General features: G+C 73.3%; 19 protein-coding genes and 1 riboswitch. Of the genes, 12 read left to right on the top strand and 7 right to left on the bottom strand.

Annotated elements, in window-relative coordinates; genetic code table 11:
* The first annotated feature begins 15 nt into the window (after positions 1 to 15).
* A complete protein-coding gene (locus AC0VX6_RS11990) occupies positions 16 to 540 on the top strand; it encodes a GNAT family N-acetyltransferase (RefSeq protein ID WP_274977594.1) in 525 nt (174 codons plus the stop codon).
* Positions 541 to 1,056: 516 nt separating this feature from the next.
* On the opposite strand, the gene AC0VX6_RS11985 is transcribed toward AC0VX6_RS11990, so the two are convergent.
* A complete protein-coding gene (locus AC0VX6_RS11985) occupies positions 1,057 to 2,163 on the bottom strand; it encodes a protein-L-isoaspartate O-methyltransferase family protein (RefSeq protein ID WP_475468629.1) in 1,107 nt (368 codons plus the stop codon).
* A 269-nt stretch (positions 2,164 to 2,432) separates the two neighbouring features.
* Here AC0VX6_RS11985 and AC0VX6_RS11980 point away from each other — a divergent pair, with 269 nt between their 5' ends.
* Both AC0VX6_RS11980 and AC0VX6_RS11975 read left to right on the top strand, forming a co-directional pair.
* Positions 2,433 to 2,633 carry a hypothetical protein gene (locus AC0VX6_RS11980; protein ID WP_212640230.1) on the top strand — a complete coding sequence of 67 codons (201 nt, stop codon included), beginning with the start codon at positions 2,433 to 2,435 and terminating at the stop codon, positions 2,631 to 2,633.
* 480 nt (positions 2,634 to 3,113) lie between these two features.
* Positions 3,114 to 4,040 carry a universal stress protein gene (locus AC0VX6_RS11975; RefSeq protein ID WP_274977591.1) on the top strand — a complete coding sequence of 309 codons (927 nt, stop codon included), beginning with the start codon at positions 3,114 to 3,116 and terminating at the stop codon, positions 4,038 to 4,040.
* A gap of 8 nt (positions 4,041 to 4,048) precedes the next feature.
* On the opposite strand, the gene AC0VX6_RS11970 is transcribed toward AC0VX6_RS11975, so the two are convergent.
* Positions 4,049 to 4,330, bottom strand: a complete 282-nt coding sequence (locus tag AC0VX6_RS11970) for a hypothetical protein (RefSeq protein ID WP_475468626.1) — start codon at positions 4,328 to 4,330, stop codon at positions 4,049 to 4,051.
* A gap of 850 nt (positions 4,331 to 5,180) precedes the next feature.
* On the opposite strand from AC0VX6_RS11970, the gene AC0VX6_RS11965 reads away from it, so the two are divergent.
* Positions 5,181 to 6,515, top strand: a complete 1,335-nt coding sequence (locus AC0VX6_RS11965; RefSeq protein WP_274977589.1) for a YeeE/YedE family protein — start codon at positions 5,181 to 5,183, stop codon at positions 6,513 to 6,515.
* Positions 6,516 to 6,562: 47 nt separating this feature from the next.
* Positions 6,563 to 7,804 (top strand): FAD-dependent oxidoreductase, encoded by a 1,242-nt coding sequence (locus tag AC0VX6_RS11960; protein WP_475468624.1) that lies wholly within the window; start codon positions 6,563 to 6,565, stop codon positions 7,802 to 7,804.
* A gap of 144 nt (positions 7,805 to 7,948) precedes the next feature.
* Here AC0VX6_RS11960 and AC0VX6_RS11955 read toward each other — a convergent pair whose 3' ends face one another.
* Both AC0VX6_RS11955 and AC0VX6_RS11950 read right to left on the bottom strand, forming a co-directional pair.
* Positions 7,949 to 9,388 carry a TrkH family potassium uptake protein gene (locus AC0VX6_RS11955; protein ID WP_475468623.1) on the bottom strand — a complete coding sequence of 480 codons (1,440 nt, stop codon included), beginning with the start codon at positions 9,386 to 9,388 and terminating at the stop codon, positions 7,949 to 7,951.
* Positions 9,385 to 10,224, bottom strand: coding sequence for a response regulator (locus tag AC0VX6_RS11950; RefSeq protein ID WP_475468621.1), 840 nt, complete (start codon positions 10,222 to 10,224; stop codon positions 9,385 to 9,387). Before AC0VX6_RS11950 ends, AC0VX6_RS11955 begins: the two co-directional genes overlap by 4 nt.
* Positions 10,225 to 10,500: 276 nt before the next feature.
* On the opposite strand from AC0VX6_RS11950, the gene AC0VX6_RS11945 reads away from it, so the two are divergent.
* The gene (locus AC0VX6_RS11945; RefSeq protein ID WP_475468619.1) at positions 10,501 to 13,035 is read left to right on the top strand and encodes a sensor histidine kinase; all 2,535 of its coding nucleotides are present in this window, start codon (positions 10,501 to 10,503) and stop codon (positions 13,033 to 13,035) included.
* A gap of 32 nt (positions 13,036 to 13,067) precedes the next feature.
* Here AC0VX6_RS11945 and AC0VX6_RS11940 read toward each other — a convergent pair whose 3' ends face one another.
* The gene (locus tag AC0VX6_RS11940) at positions 13,068 to 13,871 is read right to left on the bottom strand and encodes a FadR/GntR family transcriptional regulator (RefSeq protein WP_475468618.1); all 804 of its coding nucleotides are present in this window, start codon (positions 13,869 to 13,871) and stop codon (positions 13,068 to 13,070) included.
* A gap of 362 nt (positions 13,872 to 14,233) precedes the next feature.
* Between AC0VX6_RS11940 and AC0VX6_RS11935 the strand changes: the two genes are divergently transcribed.
* The gene (locus AC0VX6_RS11935) at positions 14,234 to 15,367 is read left to right on the top strand and encodes a trans-sulfuration enzyme family protein (RefSeq protein ID WP_274977584.1); all 1,134 of its coding nucleotides are present in this window, start codon (positions 14,234 to 14,236) and stop codon (positions 15,365 to 15,367) included.
* Positions 15,368 to 15,402: 35 nt separating this feature from the next.
* Positions 15,403 to 16,851 (top strand): Na+/H+ antiporter NhaC, encoded by a 1,449-nt coding sequence (gene nhaC / locus AC0VX6_RS11930; RefSeq protein ID WP_274977583.1) that lies wholly within the window; start codon positions 15,403 to 15,405, stop codon positions 16,849 to 16,851.
* A 192-nt stretch (positions 16,852 to 17,043) separates the two neighbouring features.
* On the opposite strand, the gene AC0VX6_RS11925 is transcribed toward nhaC, so the two are convergent.
* Positions 17,044 to 17,211 (bottom strand): CsbD family protein, encoded by a 168-nt coding sequence (locus tag AC0VX6_RS11925; RefSeq protein WP_130397637.1) that lies wholly within the window; start codon positions 17,209 to 17,211, stop codon positions 17,044 to 17,046.
* Positions 17,212 to 17,587: 376 nt separating this feature from the next.
* Positions 17,588 to 17,795: riboswitch (cobalamin riboswitch) on the top strand.
* A gap of 54 nt (positions 17,796 to 17,849) precedes the next feature.
* Here AC0VX6_RS11925 and AC0VX6_RS11920 point away from each other — a divergent pair.
* From AC0VX6_RS11920 to cobM, 4 genes are read left to right on the top strand one after another with little or no spacing between them, the layout of a single operon-like run.
* Positions 17,850 to 18,782, top strand: a complete 933-nt coding sequence (locus AC0VX6_RS11920) for a nitrite reductase (RefSeq protein WP_475468616.1) — start codon at positions 17,850 to 17,852, stop codon at positions 18,780 to 18,782.
* Entirely contained in the window at positions 18,779 to 19,444 is a 666-nt protein-coding gene (locus AC0VX6_RS11915) for a precorrin-8X methylmutase (protein WP_274977581.1), read from the top strand. Before AC0VX6_RS11920 ends, AC0VX6_RS11915 begins: the two co-directional genes overlap by 4 nt.
* Positions 19,441 to 21,012 (top strand): precorrin-2 C(20)-methyltransferase, encoded by a 1,572-nt coding sequence (locus AC0VX6_RS11910; protein ID WP_475468614.1) that lies wholly within the window; start codon positions 19,441 to 19,443, stop codon positions 21,010 to 21,012. Before AC0VX6_RS11915 ends, AC0VX6_RS11910 begins: the two co-directional genes overlap by 4 nt.
* A complete protein-coding gene (gene cobM, locus AC0VX6_RS11905) occupies positions 20,997 to 21,758 on the top strand; it encodes a precorrin-4 C(11)-methyltransferase (RefSeq protein WP_274977579.1) in 762 nt (253 codons plus the stop codon). The genes AC0VX6_RS11910 and cobM overlap by 16 nt, the downstream gene beginning before the upstream one ends.
* Before the next feature lie 283 nt (positions 21,759 to 22,041).
* On the opposite strand, the gene AC0VX6_RS11900 is transcribed toward cobM, so the two are convergent.
* Positions 22,042 to 22,644, bottom strand: a complete 603-nt coding sequence (locus AC0VX6_RS11900) for a Uma2 family endonuclease (protein WP_475468611.1) — start codon at positions 22,642 to 22,644, stop codon at positions 22,042 to 22,044.
* Positions 22,645 to 22,794: the final 150 nt, after the last annotated feature.

Below are 22,794 nucleotides of genomic sequence, written 5' to 3'. Positions count from 1 at the left end.
GAGAGGACCCCGACCATGTTCACCATGCGTCCCGCCACCGAGGCCGACACCCCCGCAGTCGCATCGGTCATCACCGCGCGCTGCGACTGGATGGAGGAGCGCGGACTGGAGTCGTGGCGCGAGGCCGTCGCCGATCTTGCCGGGCAGGCCGCGGCCGGGTTCATGTGGGTGCTCGAAGGCGAAGGTCGCATCATCGGGTGCACGACGGTGACCGAGCACGCGCCGCCGAAGGACTGGACCCCCGACGAGGCCGACGAGCCGAGCCTTTACCTGTTCTCCACCTGCACCCACCCCGACTACCGGGAGCACAAGCCGGGCACCCTGATCGACCTGTGGGCGGTGGACCGGGCAGCGAGAGAGGAACGCCAGTGGGTACGGCAAGGATGCTTCTTCCCCGAACTGGCGAAGTACTACCAGGGGCAGGGGTTCACGCTCATCCGCGAGATGGATCGGACATCGGGGCACCTGTACCTGCTCGCGCGCCGCGCCGAGCGCCTCGACCTCAGGCAGCTCGGCATGACGGAGAACCCAGCCGCCTGACCTCGGGCACAGCGAAAAACCCCACCTCTTTCTCGGGAGGTGGGGCTCTCTGCGTCCGCCGCCCCGATGGCACCGCGCTTTGCCACGAACGCACAGTGGCCACTCACGGTCACCGGCCCATCCCCGCGTGCGCGGGGCTCACACGATCCGAAAGAACAGCTGGTAGCGGGTCAGCGGTCCATCCCCGCGTGCGCGGGGCTCACCGCTCGCGGAGGAAGTCCCGGACCGTGGCCGCCGGTCCATCCCCGCGTGCGCGGGGCTCACGCTTAACGACCTGCGAAAACGCGGGCCGTTATCTCGCCGCAACCTTGGCCTGGGACATGCTGGGCGCTCTCAGCATCGACGTACATCCTCACACAGCGCACGGCGGCGCTCATCTTCACTGCCTCCCGTAGCCCTTCCGGCGTCCTCGAACTCCTGCGCCGGGCACACAGGCGTTCCAAACCTGACCTTCGATCACAGGCTCACCGAGCCGGAGAAACAGCCCTGAAGAGCAGGACGAGCACGGCGAGAAGCTCAGGACGACACGGGGTGATCCCAGTGCTGCCCCAGGGCCGCACACACCACCCGGCAGGAGTCCTGACCGGTAACGGCTTCCAGGTCAAAGCTCTCCAGCCCTGGGGACCCGGCACCCCGCAGCAGCCGGTACGCGTGGCCCAATTCCTCACCCAAGGCACGATCACCGCCGCCGGTGACGGTGCCGTCCGGCCACACGTACGCCCACGCCTGCCCGACGCCCATCCACACGATCCGGCCGGGCTCACCCCGGAAGGGCCGCAGCCCTGTTCCCAGACGAACCCCGGGCATCATCAACATCAGCTGGGTCATCATCCCCGAACCGATGAGTTCCACCGATCCGACGGGAAAGTCGGCGACCGGAGTCGGTTTCCGCCCGAGACCGGGGAAGGGAAGGTCACCCGCGCGCTGTGTGCGGTCGCGCATGAACGCGGCCTCGCGCACGAACGGCCCCGACCCGCGCCCCTCGCGCACGGCAAGGGCGACGATCGGCGTACTGTGGGCCGCCGGGTGCGGACTCCAGGGAAGCACGAGCACCGCGCCCTCAGCAGCGGCGAGCCACGCGCCCGGTATCCGGGTCGCCGCGCAGGTGGCGATGACCGCGTCGTACACCTCCCCGGGAGGCGGCTCGGCGGCGGTGCGAACGGTGACCCCGGTTCCGGTCAGCCGTTCCCGCGCCAGGGCGGCCACACCGGGGTCGATCTCGATGCTGGTGACAGACCCCTTCTCCCCCACGAGGGAGGCCAGGATCGCGGCGTTCCACCCGGTGCCGGTGCCGACCTCCAGCACCCGCATGCCCTCGCTGATTCCGGCCGCGGCGATCATGTCCGCCATCACCTGGGGCGCTGACGACGAGGAACTGGGTTCGTTGCGCGGCCCCGGACCGCCGTCGTTGGCCTGGGTGGTGACCGCGTCGGAGCCGTACACCAGACGCGTCCACCGGTCAGGCGCAGATGTCCGGTGCAGGGGCAGGCCGGTCGCGTCGGGCCAGACCAGGTCGGGGATGAACAGGTGCCGGGGGTGGGCCGCGAACGCGTCGCGGATCGTGGCGGTGGTGTCCAGGCGCTCCACCAGGGCGGCGTGAAGCCCGTCGAGGTCATCCGTCACGTCTCCCCCGTTCCCTTGCAACCGCTGCACGTGACCACCTGGCGGTGTGTCCAACCGCCGCCGCTGCCGTCTCCGTCGGACTCGATTACTACGGTGCCTTCACCTTTACACATGGAGCACTGGGCCACGGGTGGCTCCTGTCAGTGTCGGGGGATACTGCTGAGGCTCTGGTCCATCTCCGCGTGCGCGGAGCCTGAGTGAGGGGGCGAGAGGGGGTTGTGGCCGATTGGCCTTCCCCGCCTGTCTCGTCACGGCTACGGTGAGCATCCATGGAGACCTCCACAGACCGCACCCGTATCCAACCGTCCGGGATCTGCCGCCGGGGCCACCACCAGTGGCGGCACGACCCGCCGGGCGGGAAGCGGTTGCTGTGCACACGGTGCAAGTCGATGTCGATGACGAACTACGGCGAGTGCCGGGAGGACTGTGTGGACTGCCACCCCCCGGCCTGCGAGGTCGGTGGTCAGTAGTTCTTCGAGCTGATCGCTCCGCATCTGCTGCACTTGGCCGTACCGTTCGGACCGGATTGCCAGTCGTGCTGGCCCGCTGGGCAGTTGCCTGACATGACCACCTCCACACGGGGATGTACCCGGCAGTGGCGCGGGGGCCGTGGCCGAATGCGGACATGGGCGCCCGCGAGGGTCGGGCGCCCCTGTCACGCTCCCCCAGAAGACCAGTCCACCTCCGCGTGCGCGGAACTGCGGAACTGGGGAAAACGCCCTTGGCCTCGGCGTACATCCTCACGCAGCACACGGCAGCGCTCATCCCCCACCGCTCACACCGGTGCGTCCGGGCGGGCGGCCCGGGTAGGGGAACCACGTGGGAAGGCGGACGTTTTTCGCGCCACACCGCCGCCGCGGCGGGTGCGGACCCCCGCCGTAGGGCACGCTCTGCGGTGGGAGGAGTCCACCTCCCGCAGAACACGTCCCGCGACGAGAAGGCAGGAAACCATGCCCGATGACCCGATCCCCTCTCCCAAGGTCGCGGTGGGCGTCGACGGATCGGCGTCGGCGCGCGGAGCCCTGGAGTGGGCCGCGGCGGAGGCCGAGCTCAGGCAGCTCCCCCTGTACGTCGTGCACGCCCTGTCCATGCCGCTGGTGATGTCGGTCTACGCCGGTCCCACCCGCTTCCCTCCCACCGAGGAGATGACCGCCCAGGGCCGCCGCCTCCTGGAGGAGGCCGTCGAGCACGTGCGCTCGCTGCGGCCGGGGCTGCGGGTGGAGACCGCGCTGGGGCTGGAGGAACCGCCGCTGGCGCTGCTGCACCGCACCGGCCACGGGGACCTGGTGGTCGTGGGCTCGCGTGGTATGGGTCCGGTGCGCTCGGTGCTCGCGGGTGCGGCCGGAATGCGGCTGGCCGCCAAGGCGCTCTGCCCGGTGGTCGTCGTCCCCGACACCGAGGGACGCGCGCCGCGACCGCCGAAACCGCTGCGGATCGCGGTCGGCGTGGACGGCTCGGTGGACTCCCGGCGCGCGCTGGACTTCGCCCTGCACCGGGCCGCGCTCCAGGAGGGCTCCTCGGTCGTGGTGGTGCACAGCTGGGAGGTCCCGCTGCCCTTCGCCACCGCCTCCCTCACCGAGTCGGGGTGGACCCCGCCCGACGACCTGCTGGAACGCCAGTCCGAGGAACTCGTCTCGGGTGTGCTGGCCGAGGTGATGGACGACTCCACCGCCGACGTGGACATCTCCGCCGTGCGCACCCAGCGCAACCCGGTGGACGCACTGGTGGAGGCGGCCGCCGAGGCCGACCTGGTGGTCGTGGGCTCGCGCGGCCGGGGCGGTGTGCGCGGCGTGCTGCTGGGGTCGGTCAGCCAGGGCGTGATGCACAGTTCGCCGGTGCCCGTGGTCGTGGTGCCCCGGCACGCGGAGGAGGACTGAGCCCGCGATCAGCCCCAGCCGGTGCCGGGCATGCTGTACATGTCGGGCACGCTGGGCAGCAGGCCGCCCGGGCCGAGGCTCTGGAGCTCCTGATCGACCGTGCTCACCACCGAGCAGCTGCTGCCCTCGACCTGCGCACCGGGCGAGAGCAGTACCAGGGGGCTGCCGCAGGAGGGCTCCGTGGTGGGCTCGGCGGTGGCCTCGTCGGCCAGGGCGGGGGCACCGGCCAGTCCGGCCAGGGTCAGGGCGGCGGTCGCGGCGAGGGCGGCACGCGTCAGGTTCACGGGCACGGGGAGGGTTCTTCCTTCTCGGACGGAGGCGCGCGGGCGGGCCGCGGCGGCGGAACACATCCAGTGTTCACCAAGAGTGGTTATACAGCAACTCTCAGTAAATACACGTGGTGGCCAAGCCGCCTTCCGGAAAGGGAAAAGCCCCCACGCGACCGGATCGCGCGGGGGCTCCCGCGTCTCGCCGGACCCTCTCGAATCCCCCGATAGCGGAGGTCCGGCGCGGGCCGCGCGCTCACCCCCGTGGGCGCCCGCCCCCGCACCCGCGCCGTGCCCCCGGGACCTCACGGCCGCGAAGGCCGCCCCCGTGGTCCGCGGGGTGCGCAGGTGCACAACCCCCTGTCTACCCGACCTGCTCCGGGTAAACACGGACCCGCCCGGCCGCCCGCCGCGAACACCGGGCACCAGAGGCCCCCGACACCCGCCCACCAGGAACGACGCCGCCCGGCGGATTCCGCACATCCGGCACGGATTCCGCGCGAATTCCGCGCGAATCCCCTCCGCGAGCCGGTACGCGTCACCGGTTCCGGGACGACACACACCGCGTCCCGGACCGGCGCGCGTCCGTGCGCTTCGTCACGGTCTCCTCACCCCCGCCGGACTTTGTCCTACACTGAGCCCCGTGTCCGATAAAGCCCGCTTCCTGCGCATGGTGCTCATCTCCATGTCGCTGACGAGCACCGACGACGGACTCTGTCGCCGCCGGTGCCGCGACGGCGTGCGCTGACCGGGCCCCGTCACCCTCCCCCTGCGCGCGGTCTCCTCCGCGCCCGGCGTCCCCGCGGTACCGGTGTCCCCGTCCCCGTTCGGCCACGGCCGACACCCGCTCCGTCACCGTTTGGACAGCTTCTCCGTGACCACTCACCCCTCCGCGCCTCCCGGCGCCTCCGAACCCGCACCCGCGGACGCCGCACCGGACGCCGCCGCCGCGCCCGTCCCGTCCGCCCTGTCCCTGGGCTGGCGCCCGGCCCTGTCCGTGCCCCAGCCCCGCGCGGCCGAGGCCGAACCGGTCCGCTGGTGGCCGCTCGGCATCGCCCTGGCCGTGGCCGTGGGCCTGGCCGCCTACGTGTGGAACACCCACGGCGCGCTGCCCGCCGTCCTGCTGCTCCTGGGCACGGGTCTGGGCTTCACCCTGTTCCACTCCCGGTTCGGCTTCACCTCCGCCTGGCGGCAGTTCCTCGCCGTGGGCAACGGCACCGGCCTGCGCGCGCACGCCGTGCTGCTGGGCACCACCGCGACCCTGTTCGCCCTGGTCATCGGCACCGGAACCGGGTTGTTCGGCAACGACCCGCAGGCCTCGGCCGGACCGATCGGCATCGCCCTGTTCCTGGGCGCGTTCCTGTTCGGCATCGGCATGCAGCTGGGCGGCGCCTGCGCCTCGGGCACGCTCTTCGCGGTCGGCTCCGGCCAGTCGGCCATCGTCATCACCCTCGTCGGCTTCATCGCGGGATCGGTGATCTACAGCGCCGCGTGGCCGCTGGTCAACGACCTGCCCGCGCTGCCGCCGTTCCTGCTCTCCGACCACGTCGGGTGGGGCGGCTCCTGGGCGATCACCATCGCCGTGCTGGCGGCCGTGGTCGTGGGCACCCGCCTCGTGCAGAACCGCCGCGTCCCGCCGCCCGTGGGCACGCCGCCCTCGGCGCGGGGCCTGCTGCGCGTGGTCCGGGGCAGCTGGCCCATGATCGTCGGCGCCCTGGTGCTGTCGGTGCTCGGCGCGGCGGTGCTGCTGGTCTCCGGCGGCGCCTGGGGCGTCACCTCCGCCTTCAACCTGTGGGGCGCCAAGGCGCTCCAGCTGGTGGGCGCGCACCCCGAGACCTGGGCGTTCTGGAACCAGCCCCAGCAGGCCGCGCAGCTCGCCGGTCCGGTGCTCCAGGACAAGACCAGCCTGACCAACATCGGCATCATCCTCGGCGCCGCCGTGGCCGCGGCCGCCGCCGGGGCGTGGAAGCTGCACACCGGCCTGAGCTGGAAGCTGGTCGCCGCCGGACTCCTGGGCGGCATCCTCATGGGCATCGGCGCGCGTCTGGCGGGCGGCTGCAACATCGGCGCCTACCTGGCCGGAATCGGTTCGGGCAGCCTGCACGGGTGGCTGTGGGCGGTCTTCGCCCTGGCCGGGACCTGGGCGGGGCTGCGGGCCCGCAGCCTGTTCGGTCTGGGAGTGCCCAAGCCGGGCGACAGCGTCTGCTGAACCCGGGCGCGGCGGTCGCCGCGGCACCGCTGACGGGGGGACGGACGATGGACGACGCGGAACACGTGCACGACGTGGTGGTGGTCGGCGGCGGGCAGGCCGGGCTCGCCGCGGGGTACTTCCTGCGGCGGGCCGGGCTCGACTTCGCCGTCCTGGACGCGGGTGAGGCGCCGGGCGGGTCCTGGACCGAGTACTGGGACTCACTGCGGCTGTTCTCCCCCGCCGAGCACAGCATGCTGCCGGGCTGGTGGATGCCGGCCGAGGAGGGCCGGGAGTACCCCGGCGCGGGGCACGTGGCCCGCTACCTGGCCGAGTACGAGCGCCGCTACGAGCTTCCCGTGCGCCGCCCGGTCCGCGTGGAGGCGGTCGAACGGGAGGACGGGGCCCTGCGCGTGCTCGCCCGGGAGGGGACCGGGCGCGGGCTCCCGTCGGGGACGCCCCGCTCCGCGGCGGAGCGGCCCGTGGACGGCGGCGGGCGGCAGGAGGGGGGAACGCGCGGCGGACCCCCACCGGCCGCTCCCGGTTCCCGCGGTTCCACTGGTTCCCCCGACTCCCCCGCCGGGACTCCCCCGCTGCTGGTCTGGCGCGCCCGCCACGTCATCAGCGCCACCGGCACCTGGCGGGCGCCGCACGTCCCCGGCGCTCCGGGCCGGGAGCTGTTCGCGGGCCGGCAGCTGCACACGGTCGACTACCGGGGGCCGGAGGAGTTCGCCGGGCAGCGGGTCGTGGTCGTGGGCGGCGGCAACTCCGCGGCCCAGATCCTCGCCGAACTGTCCGAGGTGGCCGAGACCACCTGGGCCACCGCGCGCCCGCCCCGGTTCATGCCCGACGACCTGGACGGGCGCGCCCTGTTCGACATCGCCACCCGCGCGCAGCGGGCGGCGCGGCGGGGCGAGCGGGCCCCGGAGGGCGTCGGCGGCCTCGGGGACATCGTGGCGGTGCCGAGGGTCCGCGAGGCGCGCGAGCGCGGCGCGCTCAAGGCCGAGCCGATGTTCGACCGCCTCACCCGCACCGGTGTGGCCTGGAACGACGGCACGGCCCTGGACTGCGACGCCGTCCTGTGGTGCACGGGGTTCCGGCCGGTGCTGGACCACCTGGCCCCGCTGGGGCTGGTGGACGACCGGGGCCGGATCGCGCTGGAGGGAACCCGCTCCGTGGCCGAACCCCGGCTGTTCCTGCTGGGCTACGGGGACTGGACCGGTGCCGCGTCGGCCACCCTCATCGGCGCCGGGCGCACGGCCAAGGCCACCGTCGCCGAGATCACCGCCGCCCCCGCCCGGCAGGGGTGAAACGCCCCTCGGCAGCGGCGCCCGCCACCGGCGCGACAGCGGACAGGAGCGGGGACGCGGCTCCAGCGTCCCGTGCACCGCTGACCGTTCACCTCTGACCGCGCGCTGGCCAGCGCCTACGGCTGAACGATCACCGCTGACCGCTCAACCGACGATCGGCCGCTCCTCGGGAAGCTCGTACAGGCGCGGGCGGCGGCGCAGCGCCAGGGCCGAGGCCAGCGTGATCGGCCCGATCCTGCCCACGAACATCAAGAACATCAGCACCGCATGCCCCAGCAACGGCAGATCGGCCGTGATGCCGGTGGACAGCCCGACCGTGGCGAAGGCCGACGTCGTCTCGAACAGGATCTGGTCCAGGGTGAACGGGGTGATCGTCATCAGCGTCAGCGTCCCCGCCAGCACCAGGCCCAGCGCCAGCAGCACCACCGTGGTCGCCTGCGAGGTGGTGCCCTCGGCCAGGCGGCGGCCCGACACGTGGACCGTGGGCTCACCGCGCACGTTGGCGTAGATCACGAAGGCCAGCACGGCGAAGGTCGTCACCTTGATGCCCCCGGCCGTGCCCGCGCTGCCGCCGCCGACGAACATCAGGATGTCGGTGACCAGCAGCGTCTGGGTGTTCATCTGTCCGAAGTCGAGGCTGTTGAAGCCCGCCGTGCGCGGCATCACCGACTGGAAGAAGGCGGTGAGCAGCTTCCCGCGCAGGTCGAGCCCGCCCATGGTCGCCGGGTTGGTCCACTCCAGGGCCAGGAAGGCCGCGAACCCCACCACGAGCAGCAGCCCCGTCATCACCAGGGTGATCTTCACGTGCAGTGTCCAGTGGCGGTGCTCGGCCCGGCGCCGGGTGAAGCGCCACAGTTCCACCCACACCGGGAACCCGAGCCCTCCGGCCAGGACCCCCAGGGCCACCGGGACCGTGATCCACGGGTCCTCGGCGAACCCCGTGAGGCTGTCGGCGTAGAGCGCGAACCCGGCGTTGTTGAAGGCCGAGACGGCGTGGAAGACGCCCGTGTAGACGGCCTCGGGCAGGGGCAGCCCGTACCCCAGCCACCAGCGCAGCGTCAGCGCCACCGCCAGGGCCGTCTCGAACACCACCGTCACCACCAGGACCCCGGTGACCAGCTGGCGCACCTCGCCCAGCGTGACCACCTTGGCCTCCGAGCCGGTGCGCACCGCCATCCGCAGCCCGAGCTGCCGCCCGACCACCAGGGTCAGGACGGTGGCCAGCGCCATGATGCCGAACCCGCCGACCTGGATCAGGGCCAGGATCACCGCCTCGCCCAGCCCCGACCAGTAGGAGGCGGTGTCCACCACCGCCAGGCCGGTCACGCTGGCCGCCGAGGTGGCGGTGAACAGGGCCGTGTCGAAGGGCGCGCGCTCCCCGGTGCCGGTGGCGGCGGGCAGCGACAGCAGGCCCGCGCCGACCAGGATCAGGGCGGCGAAGGCCGCCGCCGTGAGCTGCGGCGGCTTGATCCATGCGGACAGGTCGCGCAGTCTCCGGTCCGCGCGGGCACCGGCGCGGACCGGGTTCCGCGGGGCCCGCCGGCGCCGCGGGCCCGTCGGGTGCTGACCGGTTCCCGTTCTCACCGGCCGTTCTCCCGGCTACCCGCCCCGGATTCCAGGCCGCCCGCCCCGGCCTCCCGGTCCTCCGGCCCGCTCTCACAGCATTCCGACCCGGACGCTCCCCCGGCGGCCCCTCCCCAGGCGCCGCCACCGCCGGGCCGGAACCGGTAGCCCAGTCCGGGTTCGGTGAGGAAGTAGCGCGGCCGGGGCGGGTCCGGCTCCAGGCGCTGGCGGATCTTGGTCATGAACACCCGCAGGTAGTTGGTCTCGCGCCCGTACGCGGGCCCCCACACCTCGTTGAGCAGGTGCTTGTGGGTGACCAGGCGGTCGGGGTTGCGCGCCAGCACCTCCACGATGTGCCACTGGCGCGGCGTCAGCCGCACCGGCTCACCGCCGCGCAGGACCTGCTTGGCGGCCAGGTCCACCGTGAAGTCGGCGGTGACCACCGGCGCCGCGTACTCGGGCACCGCGGAACGGCGCATGGCCGCGCGCACCCGGGCGAACAGCTCGTCCATCCCGAAGGGCTTGATGACGTAGTCGTCGGCGCCCAGGTCCAGCGCCCGGACCTTCATCGGCTCGGTGTCGCGCCCCGAGAGCACGACCACCGGCACGTCCGTCCACCCGCGCAGCCCCCGCAGGACCTCCAGGCCGTCCATCCCGGACAGGCCCAGGTCGAGCAGGAGCAGGTCGGGGCGGTGGCGGGCCACCAGCCGCAGCGCGTGCTCACCGGTGTCGGCCAGGTAGGCCGTGTAGCCGCGGGCCCGCAGGTTCACCTCCAGCGTCCTGCGGATGAGGGGGTCGTCGTCGACGACCAGGACCGAGGGCGCTCCGTCCGCGCCGGTGCCGGTGTCCGTGTCCATGCTGGTCCGTGTCTCCCCCGTTCGGACGCCCCGGGCGGGGCCCCGCGTTCACGATGCTAGGCGCGCCGCGTCGGCGGACGGCGGCGGTGCGGGCGCCGTGTCCGCAGGTCGCGACGGCACCGGCGCCGCGACGACTCCGCGCGGCGCGGCCGGTACGAGAGGCACGCTAACGCTCCCTCCCGGCCCCGGCGCCGGATTTAGCGCCCCGTTAGCAGTGAAATGTCCGAAAGCACCTCCGTGACCAGTCAGGATGGGGAGGCCGGAAGGGGGCACACGATGACACGCGGCCACTTGCGCGTCTACCTGGGCGCGGCGCCCGGTGTCGGCAAGACCTACCGGATGCTGGACGAGGCGCACCGGCGCCGCGACCGCGGCGCCGACGTGGTCATCGGGTTCGTGGAGAGCCACGGCCGGGCGATGACCGAGGCAATGGTGGACGACTTGGAGACGGTCCCGCGCGCGGTCCTGACCCACCGGGGCGCCCGCCTGGAGGAGATGGACCTGGACGCCGTGCTGGCCCGCCGCCCGCAGGTCGTCCTCGTGGACGACCTCGCGCACGCCAACGCCCCCGGGGCGCGCAACGCCCGGCGCTGGCAGGACATCGAGGCCCTGCTGGAGGCGGGGATCACGGTGCTGTCCACGCTCGACGTGCAGCATCTGGAGTCGCTCAACGACGTCGTCGAGCGCGTCACCGGCACCCGCCAGAGCGAGACCGTACCCGACGCGTGGGTGCGCGGGGCCGACCAGATCGAACTCGTGGACATGACGCCCGAGGCCCTGCGGCGGCGGCTCGCGCACGGCAACGTCTACGGCCCCGACCGGATCGACGCCGCGCTGGGCCACCGGTTCCGGGTCGACACCCTGACCGCCCTGCGCGAGCTGGCGCTGCTGTGGCTGGCCGGACGCGTGGACGACGAGCTGAGGCGCCACCGGGGCGGGCACCGCGCGGCCCCGGCGTGGCAGACCCGCGAACGCGTGGTCGTGGGCCTGAGCGGAGGCCCCGGCGGGGAGGCGCTGATCCGCCGGGCCGCCCGGATCGCGGGGCGCGGCGAGGGGGTCGAACTGCTGGCCGTGCACGTGGCGCTCGGCGACGGCCCGGTGGGCGCCGACCCCGCCATGCTCGCCCGGCAGCGGGTGCTGGTGGAGGACCTGGGCGGCACCTACCACCAGGTCCTGGGCGAGGACGTGCCCGCCGCGCTGACCGCGTTCGCCCAGGGGGCGGACGCCACCCAGCTGGTGCTGGGCGCGAGCGGCCGGGGCAGGCTCGCCCGTCTGCTGCGGCCGGGGGTGGGCGCGGCCACCGCGGCGCTGTCGGAGTCCATCGACGTCCACCTGGTCACCCTGGAGGAGGCCGAGCGCGGTTCCGGGCGGACGCGCTCGGGCGCGGTCTCGCGCCGCCGCAGGCTGGCGGGGTACGCGCTGGCGCTCACCGCGCTGGCGCTGCTGGTGTTCAGCACCGGAGTCCCCCACAGCGAGGAGTACCTCAGCGGCGGAATCCTGCTGGTGTTCGCCACGGTGACGGCGACGGCGCTGGTCGGCGGGCTGTGGCCCGCGCTGGCCGCGGCGTTCAGCGGGTTCGTGGTGCTCAACCTCTTCTTCACCGAGCCGTACGAGACCCTCGTGGTCAACCAGCCGGGCAACCTGCTCACCCTCGTCGTGTTCGTGTTCGTGGCCGTGGCGGTGAGCGTGGTGGTCGACCAGGCCGCGCGGCGCACCCGCGAGGCGGCGCGGGCCAGCGCCGAGGCCCAGACCCTGGCCACGGTGGCCGGAAGCGTGCTGCGGGGTTCGCGGCCCCTGGAGGCGCTGCTGGAGAGGCTGCGCGAGACCTTCTCCCTGGAGTCGGTCGCCCTGCTGGAGCGCAGGCCGCAGGCCTCCTCCCGGCCCGACCACCGCAACGACCCGGCCGCGTGGGAGGCGGTCGCCTCCGTCGGGGAGCGCCCCCGCGGGGCCCCGGGCGGGGCCGACGCGGACGTGCCGGTGGACGAGGGGCTGACCCTGGTGCTGCACGGGCACCGGCCGCGCGCGGGCGAGCGGCGCATCATCGAGGCCTTCGCCGCGCAGGCCGCCGTCGCGCTGCGCCAGGAGCGGCTGGCCCAGGAGGCGGCCGCGGCCGGGACGCTGGCGGAGGCGGACCGGATGCGCACCGCGCTGCTGGCCGCGGTCAGCCACGACCTGCGTGCCCCCCTGGCCTCGGCCAAGGCGTCGGTGACCAGTCTGCGCAGCCGGGAGGTGCGCTTCAGCGAGGAGGTCCAGGCCGAACTGCTGGCCACGGCGGACGAGTCCCTGGACCGCCTGACCCGGCTGGTGACCGACCTGCTGGACATGAGCCGCCTCCAGGCGGGCGTGCTGGGCGTGACGGTCACGGGCCTGTCGCTGCGCGAGTCGGTGTTCGCGGTCCTGGACGACCTGGGCGGACAGGGGTGCGCCGTGCGGGTGCGGGTGCCCGAGGAACTGCCGGAGGTCGCGGCAGACCCCGGCCTGCTGGAGCGGGTGCTGGCCAACGTGGTGGGCAACGCCCTGCGCTTCAGCCCGCCCGACCGGCCGCCCTCGGTCACCGCCTCCTGGACGGGCGACCAGGTGGAACTGCTGGTGACCGACCACGGGCCGGGGGTGCCCGAGCACGAGCGCGAGCGCATGTTCGTGCCCTTCCAGCGGCTCGGGGACACCGACGGATCCACGGGGCTCGGGCTGGGCCTGGCGCTCTCGCGCGGGCTCATGGAGGCCATGGGGGGCTCGCTGCTGCCCGAGACCACCCCGGGCGGCGGGCTGACGCTGCGCCTGACCCTGCCCGTGGCGGGGGCGGCGGGTTAGGGCGCTCCACCGGAGCGGCGACCAGAGTCCCGTCAGTCCCGGTCCTCGCGCGCCCCCTCCGCCTTGGGGCGGGTCTCGATCTCGCGCAGGGTGACCTGGAGGTGCTCCTCCATCGCCGCCACCGCGCGGGCGGGGTCGCCGCTCAGCACCGCCTCCAGCACCTCCTCGTGTTCGGTCGCCGACACCGCCGGGTCCTGCGCCGTGGCCAGGAACCGGCGGTGGCTCTGCTCGCGGCTGTCGGCCAGGGACCGTTCGAGCGCGTCCAGGATCTGGGTGAGGCTCCGGTTGCCCGAGGCCGCGATCAGGGCCTGGTGGAAGGCGAAGTCGGTGCGCACGCGGTTGGGCACGTCCAGGGGCGCGGCGCGCATGTCGGCGATGGCCTGGCGTGCCCGGGCGATGTCCTCGCGGGTCTGCTCCTCCTCCGGCCCGGCGATGCGCTGCGCGGCCAGCCGGGCGCCGTGCACCTCCAGCGCCTTGCGGATCTCGGTGAACTCCATCAGCGCCCGGCGGTCGCGCAGCACCGACAGGGCCACGAAGTTCTCCACCGGCAGGGCGTTGGGCGAGGCGATGACCGCGGGCTTGCCCTGGCGGCGGTGGATCAGACCCTTGGCCTCCAGGGTCCTCAGCGCCTCGCGCAGCACGACCCGGCTCACCCCGAAGCGTTCGGCCAGTTCCTTCTCCGAGGGCAGCTGGCTGCCCGGCTGCGCGTCGGGGCCCACGCACAGCTCCTCCACGAAGGCGACGACCTGAGAGGTCAGCGAGTTCGGTCGGGCGTGCCGCGGCTGGGACCGGCCTGCGAGCCCTTCGCCCTGGGTTCCCGGCGACGCTGATCCCATCGTGTACGCCTCGTCCTTCACTGGAGGGATGTGCCGAATCCTCAGCGTACAGACGCCGGGGCCCGCGGGCGGACCGGCGCCACCCCATTGACTACCTAGCAGCTTGTACTACAAGATGACCGCACCGGCACGGGCCCGCGTCGTCTCGACCGCGCGGCCCTGCCGAGAGCACGCGTGCGAGCGGTGTGTCCGACCCCGGACGGCCGCCGACCGCACCGACACGAGCGCGGGCACCGCCCGCGCACGGGCGGCGACGGCGGGCGCGGCGGCGGGTCGGAAACCCTCCCCCCGCCGCGCCCGCACGACCGCGCCCACGAGCCGACCGGAGGGCAACGGTGGACAGGTCCGACAGGGAAATCTGCATGAGCGCGTGGGAGGGGGCGGAGAACGTCCACGGCGCGGTCGCCCCTCCGGTGTTCCAGACCAGCATTTTCACCAAACCCTCGTTCGAGGCGTTCATCGAAGAGCAGGAACAGGAACACGAGAGGTACGTCTACAGCCGCGGCGCCAATCCCACGGTCGCCTTTCTGGAGGAGAGGCTGGCCCTTCTGGAGCGCGGCGAGGCCTGTAAGTGCTTCGGTTCCGGAATGGGCGCCATCAGCGCCGTTCTGATGAGCCTGCTGCGCGGTGGGGACCACATCCTCTTCGTCAACAGCACCTACGGCCCGGCCCTGGAGATGGCCGAGCACCTGCGCGGTTTCGGCATCGACCACACCGTGCTCCCCGACGGCACCTCCGACATCGAGGAGCACCTGCGGGAGAACACGGCGCTGGTCTACGTCGAGAGCCCCGGGACCATGCTGATGAAGGTCCTGGACGTGGCCGCGATCACCCGCACCGCCCGGGCCCGGGGGATCTGGACCGTGATGGACAACACCTGGTCCACGCCGCTCTTCCAGAAGCCGATCCTGGCCGGGGTGGACATCGTCATCCACTCGTGCACCAAGTACATCGGCGGTCACAGCGACGTCCTCGGCGGGGCGGTGATCGGCCCCGCCTCCTTCGTGCGCGACCTCTTTTACACCGGGTTCCAGCTCCTGGGCTCGGTCATGTCGGCCGTCGAGGCGTCGATGGTGCTGCGCGGGCTGCGGACGCTGCCGATCAGGATGGCCGAGCACGAGCGCAGCGCCGTGCGGGTCATCGACTACCTGGCGACCCGGCCCGAGGTGGCGGCGATCCACCACCCCCACCACGACCACCGGCCCGACGACCCCCTGATCAGGAACCAGTTCAGCGGTTTCTCCGGGCTGCTCAGTTTCGACCTGAAGGACCCCTCCTTCGAGAAGGTCGCGGCCTTCGTCAACCGTTTGTCGCTGTTCCGGATCGGCGCGAGCTGGGGCGGCTACGAAAGCCTGGTCACCGCACCCGTTCGGCCCGGAAACGAGGAGGCGATGCGGGAGAAGGGATTCTCACCCGGAATGGTCCGCCTCTCCGTGGGCCTGGAAGGGGCCGACAGCCAGATCGAGGATCTCGAAAGGGCCTTCACCGCACTGTAGAAGACCGAAAGCGGTCATCACCGAGAGGAAAGTAGATGGCTAACCCCCCGGACGAGAACGTCCGCCGACCCGGCGTGGCGGCGGCGTGCGTCCCCGTGGTCATCACCGTCGCGATTCTGGTCGGCGGCATCGGCGTCCTGAAGTACCCCGCCGAGCTCATGCTCATCTTCGCGGGGGTGGTGTTCGCCGTCTTCGCGCTCTGGCACGGCGTGCGCTGGGACGACGTGCTGACGAACATGGGCGACAAGCTCAAGAGCGCCCTGCCCGCGGTCCTGATCCTGCTCAGCATCGGCATGCTCATCGGCTCGTGGATGATCGCCGGAACGATCCCCCTCATGGTCTACTACGGCCTTGAGCTCATCAACCCGTCCTACCTGTACGTGCTGGCCTTCCTGGCCACCGCGCTGGTCTCCACCTTCACCGGCACCTCCTGGGGTTCGGGCGGCACGATCGGGGTCGCCCTGATCGGGGTGGCCCAGACGATGGACGCGTCGCTGGCGATCACGGCGGGCGCGGTCGTGTCCGGCGCCTACTTCGGGGACAAGCTCTCGCCGCTGTCGGACACCACCAACATGAGCTCGCTCGCGGCGGGCGCCAACCTGTACGAGCACATCCGGCACATGCTCTACACGGCCGTGCCCTCGTCGGTGCTGGCCGCCGTCGTCTTCCTGCTCGCGGGCACCACCATCACCGCCTCGCCCGCCGGCCTGGGCGGCGTCGACGAGGTCGTCACCGAGCTGAACGGGTTGTTCACCCTCAACCCGCTGCTGCTGATCCCGGCGGTTGTCGTGCTCGCCGGGTCCATCATGAGGAAACCGCCGCTGGTCGTGCTGTTCGCGTCGTCCATGACGGCGCTGCTGATCGCGCTGCTGGTCCAGGGTGCGAGCGCGGGCGACCTGTTCGCCGCGGTCGTCTCCGGCTTCACCACCGACATGCTGCCGCAGGGGGACGGGGTCTCCGACGTCCTGGCCGAGCTGGTGAACCGGGGCGGTCTGTACTCGATGTACAACTCGGCGTTCTTCGTCTTCTGCGCCTTCTTCTTCGCCTCGGCGCTGGAGAAGTCGGGCGTGCTGCGGGTCCTGCTGGAGGGGCTCATCGCCAAGCTGCGGTCCACTGGCAGCCTCATCCTCACCACCCTGCTCTCCGGCTTCACCATCATCAACGGCACCTCCAACGCCCTGGTGACCTTCTTCCTGGTCAAGGACGTCTACGGCGACGCCTACCGGGCCAGGAACCTGCACCCGGTCAACCTGTCGCGCAGCATGGAGGACTCGGTCACGATCACCGAGGTGCTGATGCCGTGGACGGTGTCGGGCGTCTTCTTCGCCACGACCCTGGGCGTGGCCAACTTCGAGTTCCTGCCGTGGGCGGTGTTCAACTGGGGCGGTTTCCTGTTCTCCGCCCTGATCGCCTTCCTGGCACCGCTGACGCGGGGCTTCGGCATCCGCCGCATCGAACCGGAGCAGGAGCGCTCCACGACGTGAGCCCCGCCCGGGGCGGCCACGCGAAAGGGGAGCGGAGCACGTGCGAGGCACGTGCTCCGCTCCCCTCGGGCGTGAGGCGGCCGGGTCGGCGGCCCCGGCGGGGCGGGGGCTCGCGGCCCTCCCCGTCCGGCCGGCCGGGCGGGAGGCGCCCGCTGGCAGGGGGCCGTTCGCGACCGTCCGCGAAGGCGGCACCTACCGGCCCTTCTTCATGTCCTCCTTGCCCTGGCGCAAGCGCCCCTTGGCCATCTCGGCGCGTCCCTCGTTCTTCATGCGGTCGTTGCCGGTGGCCTTGCCGGTGGTCTCCTTGGCCTTGCCCTTGACCATCTCGGCCTGGCTGCGACCCTTCTCACTGGCGCTCATGCTCTTCCTCCTTCGGTGGTCCCCGTGAGAGCGGCGTACTGGTGTGAACCGCCCTTGACCCGTCCCACTGCCCGAAACAGGAAACCCTAAAATCCCCGCAAAGCCCCCGTAAGGCTCCACACCCGCCGTCACCACCGCTGTCGCGCTCGAACACGTACCGGAATCAGGCCCGAAAACACGCGCCGCCGCGGGCCGGGGCACCGCCGCTTTCGGTCGCGGACAGCCCCGCGGGGCGCCTTTCGGCGCCGTGTGCCAGGGCGCCGCCTCCGGGAGCGGGCCGCGTTCGCGGGCCTCCGGACTCCGCCACGGCGCCCGGGGCGGCGCCGGTCCGCGGCCCTTGGAGGGAAGGCCCCCGGACCTGGCCCGGGAGGGGAACGGTACCCTCGTCGAGCCAGTCGAACTCCACCTCGTGGGGCAGGGAACCCGGTGCGAATCCGGGACTGACGCGCAGCGGTGAGGGTGACGGGCGGGCACGCCCCGGGGACGCGGTTCCCCGGGACAGCCACTGGAGCGCAACGCTCCGGGAAGGCGCTCCGCACCGGTCGATCCCGAGTCCGAAGACCTGCTGGCGCTGGCGGTGACGGGCCGCCAGGTCGACCGCGGACCCCGCGAACGGGTCCCTGACCAGAAGGACGCGCATGCCCCCGATGGGTTCCCCATCCCCATCCCCCACCGTCCGCGCCCGGCGCGACCGCTGCCCGGGCGCCCTGCGGCCCTGGCCCGCAGACGACGGGCTGCTGGTGCGGCTCCGGCTCGTCGGCGGCAGGCTTCCCGTCCGTTCGCTGCGCGCCCTGGCCGCCGTGGCCCAGGAGTACGGCGACGGCCGGATCCACGTCACCGGCCGGGCCAACGTGCAGCTGCGCGCCCTGCCCGGAGACGGGGGGCGGCTGTCCCCCGAGGTGCTCCGGGCCCTGGAGGGGACAGGCCTGCTGCCCTCGCCCTCCCACGAACTGGTCCGCAACGTCATGGTCTCCCCGTGCACGGGACTGGCGGGCGGGAAGGCAGACCTGCGCCCCGTGGCCGCCGAGCTGGACACTCTGCTGTGCGCCGAACCGCACCGCGCCGCCCTGCCCGGCCGCTTCCTCTTCGCCCTGGACGACGGAAGCGGCGACCTGCTGGAGCGCCCCTGCGACCTGGGGCTCGTCGCCCTCGACGCGCACACCGCCCAGCTCAGGGTCGGCGAGCACTGGGGCCCGCTGACGCCGCTGGACGAGGCCGCGGCCGCGCTCGTGCACCTCGCCGACCGGTTCCTGGAGCGGCGCGTCGACGGCCCCGACGCCCCCTGGCACGTCGCCGAACTCCCCTCGCCCCTGACCGACCCGGCACCGCCGGACCCGCGGCTGCCCGACCGCGCGCCGCCGCTGCCGTACGGCCTACTGCCCGGGATCGGACGGCACGTCCCCGTGTCCGAGGACGGCCTGGACCGGGCCGCCGCCGAAGCGCTCGCCGCCGAAGCCGTCGGGGCCGGTTCCGGCGAACTCGTCGTCACGCCGTGGCGAGCCGTGCTCGTTCCCGGAGGGCACGGTCTCGTTCCCGGACAGCCCGACCACGTCCCCGGGGAGGCGCGGTGACCTCCCCCAGAAGACCGAACCGGCACTACGGGTACGTCGACGACGGTCCCGCCATCTACGCCGACTCCTTCGCCACCATCCGGCGCGAGGCCCGGCTCGACCACCTGCCCGCCAACGCCGAGCGGCTCGCCGTGCGGATGATCCACGGCACCGGTCAGGTCGACCTCGCCGACGACCTCGTCGTCCACCCCGACCTGGTTCCCGCGGCGCGCGCCGCCCTCCGGGCCGGTGCGCCGATCCTGTGCGACGCGCGCATGGTGGCCTCCGGCGTGACCGCGAGCCGCCTGCCCAGCGACAACGAGGTGCTCTGCCTCCTGGGCGACGAACGGGTGCCCGGCCTGGCCCGTGAGTGGGGCACCACCCGCACGGCCGCCGCGGTGTCGCTGTGGGAGCCGCTGCTCGACGGCGCCGTGGTCGCCGTCGGCAACGCGCCCACCGCCCTGTTCCACCTGCTGGAGATGCTGATCGACGGCGCTCCGCGCCCCGCGGCGATCGTGGGCTGCCCGGTCGGCTTCATCGGCGCCGCCGAGTCCAAGCAGGCGCTGACCGAGCTGTGCGACCGCCACGGCGTCGACGTCCCCTACGTGACCGCACGCGGCCGCCGCGGGGGTTCGGCGATGACCTCCTCGGCCCTCAACGCACTCGCCAAGGAGGAGGAATGACCGGCCGTTTCCACGGCGTCGGCGTCGGCCCGGGCGACCCCGAGCTGATCACCCTCAAGGCGGCCAGGCTCATCGCCGCGGCCGACGTCGTCGCCTACCACGCGGGTGTGGGCAAGGAGTCCAACGCCCGCCGCATCGCCGACGCGCTGATCCCGGAGGGGGTGGTCGAGGAGCGGTTGACGTATCCGGTGACCACCGGGGCGACCGACCATCCGGGCGGCTACGCGGGGGCGCTGGCCGACTTCTACGAGGAGTCCGCCGCGCGGCTGGCCGCCCACCTGGACGCCGGGCGCGACGTCGTCCTGCTCTCGGAGGGCGACCCGCTGTTCTACGGGTCGTACATGTACATGCACGACCGGCTGTCCGAGCGCTACCCCACCGAGATCGTGCCGGGCGTCCCGGCGTTCGCCGCCGCCACGGCCGCCGCGGCCGCCCCGCTGGCCCGGCAGACCGACGTGCTCACCGTGCTGCCCGGCACCCTGCCCGAACCGGAACTGGCCCGCCGCCTGGCCGACACCGACGCGGCCGTGGTCATGAAGCTGGGCCGGACCTTCCCGGCCGTGCGCCGCGCCCTGGCAGCGGCGGGTCGGCTGGAGCACGCGGTGTACGTGGAGCGGGCCTCGATGGGCGGGGAGCGGCGGCTGCCGGTGGCCGAGGTCGACCCGGCGACGGTGCCCTACTTCTCCCTGGTGCTGGTGACCGGGGACAGCCGCAACGGCCCGCGCTCCCGGCGGGTCGGCGCGGACGCGCGGGCGCTGACGGAACCGGCGGCCGGGGCGACGCCCGGTTCCGCAGGACCGGCGGCGGGCACGGCGTCCGAGGCCGCCGGACCGGCGGCCGAACTGCTGGTCGTGGGCCTGGGCCCCGGCCCCGGGGGCTGGCTCACCCCCGAGGCGAGCGCGGCGCTGGCCGGGGTGGACCACGTGGTGGGCTACGGCCCCTACGTCAACCGGGTCCCGCAGCGCCCCGGGCTGACCCGGCACGCCTCCGGCAACACCGTCGAACTCCAGCGCGCCCGGTTCGCCCTCGACCTGGCCGGGCGCGGCGAACGCGTGGCCGTGGTCTCCGGCGGGGACGCCGGGGTCTTCGGCATGGCCACCGCCGTGTTCGAGGCGGCCGAGGACCCCGCCTACCGGGGCGTGCCCGTCCGGGTGGTGCCGGGGGTGAGCGCCGTCCAGGCGGTCGCGGCCCGCGCGGGCGCCCCCGTGGGCGGCGACTTCGCGGTGATGAGCCTGTCGGACCGCCTCAAACCGTGGGAGGTGGTCGAGCGGCGGCTGCGCGCCGTCGCCGAGGCCGACCTGGCTCTGGCCGTCTACAACCCCGCCTCCCGGTCCCGGACCGAGCAGATCGTCACCGCGCGCCGCATCCTGCTGGAGCACCGCAAACCCGACACCGTGGTCGTGGTCGGCCGCGACGTGGGCCGCGAAGGCGAGTCCCTGACGGTGACCACTCTGGGCGAACTCGACCCGGCCGCCGTGGACATGCGCTGCCTGCTCATCGTCGGCGCGTCCGGAACCCGGGTCACCGGGTCGGGCCGCGTGTGGACCCCCAGGTGGGTGAAGCCGTGACCGTGCACTTCGTGGGCGCGGGGCCCGGCGCCGCCGACCTGCTGACCGTGCGCGCCACGCGCATGCTCGCCGGGGCCGACGTGGTCCTCTACCCCGGCACCTACCTGGACCCGCAGGTCCTGACGCACTGCGCGCCCGGCGCGGAACTGGTGGACACCCAGGGCCTGGACCTGGACCGCATCACCGACCACCTGGTCCGCGCGCACGCCGCGGGCCGCGACGTCGTACGGCTCACCTCCGGCGACCCGTCGCTGTACTCGGCGCTGGCCGAGCAGACCCGCAGGCTCGACGCGCACGGCGTTGCGTGGGACGTCACGCCCGGGGTGCCCGCGTACGCGGCCGCCTCGGCGCTGGCGGGGCGGGAGCTGACCGTGCCGCTGGTGGCCCAGTCGGTGGTGCTGACCCGGACGCGGGCCCGCTCGACCGCCATGCCCGGGACCGAGTCACTGGCCGCGTTCGCCGCGACCCGGGCCACACTGGTGCTGCACCTGGCGATCCGGCGGGTGCGCGAGCTGATGGCCGAGATCGAACCCGAGTACGGCGGCGACTGCCCGGTGGTCGTGGTGTACCGGGCCAGCCAGCCGGGCGAGGCGGTGCTGCGCGGCACGGTCTCCACCGTGGCAGACGCGGTGGAGGAGGCCGGGTTCCGTCAGGCGGCGGTGATCCTGGTGGGGCGGGCGCTCGATCCGGAGAGGGGTGGTGAGTCCTACCTCTACGACCCGGCCCGGCCGCGGGTCAGCGGATAGGGAGGGCTCCGAAGGGGTTCCGGAGGTCCCGCGGGCGGGGTCGCGTAGGGGGGCGTGCGCGGGGGCCGAGGGCTCCCGTGCCTCCGGCGCCTGGGCGCGAAGCGGCGCAGCGGAGGGTCAGGGCAGCACCGCCAGGCACTACTGGGTGACCGTGCGGGCGGGAGTCCAGCCGGTGAACACGCCGATGGGCGCGGTGGTCTCGACGGCGATCCGGGTCAGCTCGTCCCCGTGGCGCCGGTGAGGGGCGGTCGGACCGGCCCGCCCCCTGCCCGGATCGTCGGTGTCAGCGGACGAACCGCTTGAGTGCTTCGGTGTCCAACGTGACGTCGGCTCCGGGGATCTGGACGGCCTCACCGTAGGGATGGGTGCTCCGGTCCAGGTACTGGCCGCGGACGGGTCGGCTGTGGACCACGACGGCATCGGCGTCCCGGTCCACCAGCAGGTAGACGCCGATACCGGTAGCCGCATAGGCGGCGGGCTTCTCGACACGGTCGCGGGCATGGGTGTCGGCGTCCCAGGAGGTGACCTCGACCACGGCCAGGACACCCTCCGGGTCGGCCCATTCGCCCGCCCGGTCGAAGTGGCCGACCGGGGCGAGGATGCCGTCGGGGCGGGCACGCCCGTTGCGGTAGGTGTCGACCTTGATCCCCAGTCCGCTGGTGATGAGGTCCAGCTCAGGACGGTGAGCGATGAACTCACGCATCAGCCACGCGAGGATCCCCGCGTGCGCTCCGTCGGTCACCTTGTGGACCCAGACCTTCCCGTTGAACATCTCCATACGAACACGGTCGGCCTCGAACGCCTGTCCGGCGAGGTGCTCGAACAGCTCCGGGCTCATCGGAAGCGCTGGTGTTCCGGGCGGCGGGTGGTGCTCTACGACGGTCATGAAGCCCCCTGGGTGATGTCCGTGGTGGTGAGCGACGACGCGGACACGGCTTCTGGCCAGAGTAACGCCGGGGAAGGGCCCAAGGTACGTCCGAAGCGGAAATCCGAGAAGCCCAAGCCCTACCGGGCGCCGGAAAGCGGACCGCACGGC

The sequence above is a fragment of the Nocardiopsis sp. iso_25 genome (genome assembly GCF_056173305.1).
The sequence above is the reverse complement of the archived record's forward strand: the minus strand, read 5'-3'. Positions and strand labels throughout refer to the sequence as shown.

Excerpts from the sequence above, each read along its gene's own strand:
- AC0VX6_RS11920 (WP_475468616.1), top strand. The coding sequence starts at position 17,850 with ATGCCCCCGATGGGTTCCCCATCCCCATCCCCCACCGTCCGCGCCCGG.
- AC0VX6_RS11990 (WP_274977594.1), top strand. The coding sequence starts at position 16 with ATGTTCACCATGCGTCCCGCCACCGAGGCCGACACCCCCGCAGTCGCA.
- nhaC (WP_274977583.1), top strand. The coding sequence starts at position 15,403 with ATGGCTAACCCCCCGGACGAGAACGTCCGCCGACCCGGCGTGGCGGCG.
- AC0VX6_RS11960 (WP_475468624.1), top strand. The coding sequence starts at position 6,563 with ATGGACGACGCGGAACACGTGCACGACGTGGTGGTGGTCGGCGGCGGG.
- AC0VX6_RS11935 (WP_274977584.1), top strand. The coding sequence starts at position 14,234 with ATGAGCGCGTGGGAGGGGGCGGAGAACGTCCACGGCGCGGTCGCCCCT.
- AC0VX6_RS11910 (WP_475468614.1), top strand. The coding sequence starts at position 19,441 with ATGACCGGCCGTTTCCACGGCGTCGGCGTCGGCCCGGGCGACCCCGAG.
- AC0VX6_RS11900 (WP_475468611.1), bottom strand. The coding sequence starts at position 22,644 with ATGACCGTCGTAGAGCACCACCCGCCGCCCGGAACACCAGCGCTTCCG.
- AC0VX6_RS11945 (WP_475468619.1), top strand. The coding sequence starts at position 10,501 with ATGACACGCGGCCACTTGCGCGTCTACCTGGGCGCGGCGCCCGGTGTC.
- AC0VX6_RS11950 (WP_475468621.1), bottom strand. The coding sequence starts at position 10,224 with ATGGACACGGACACCGGCACCGGCGCGGACGGAGCGCCCTCGGTCCTG.
- AC0VX6_RS11940 (WP_475468618.1), bottom strand. The coding sequence starts at position 13,871 with ATGGGATCAGCGTCGCCGGGAACCCAGGGCGAAGGGCTCGCAGGCCGG.
- AC0VX6_RS11975 (WP_274977591.1), top strand. The coding sequence starts at position 3,114 with ATGCCCGATGACCCGATCCCCTCTCCCAAGGTCGCGGTGGGCGTCGAC.
- AC0VX6_RS11925 (WP_130397637.1), bottom strand. The coding sequence starts at position 17,211 with ATGAGCGCCAGTGAGAAGGGTCGCAGCCAGGCCGAGATGGTCAAGGGC.
- AC0VX6_RS11980 (WP_212640230.1), top strand. The coding sequence starts at position 2,433 with ATGGAGACCTCCACAGACCGCACCCGTATCCAACCGTCCGGGATCTGC.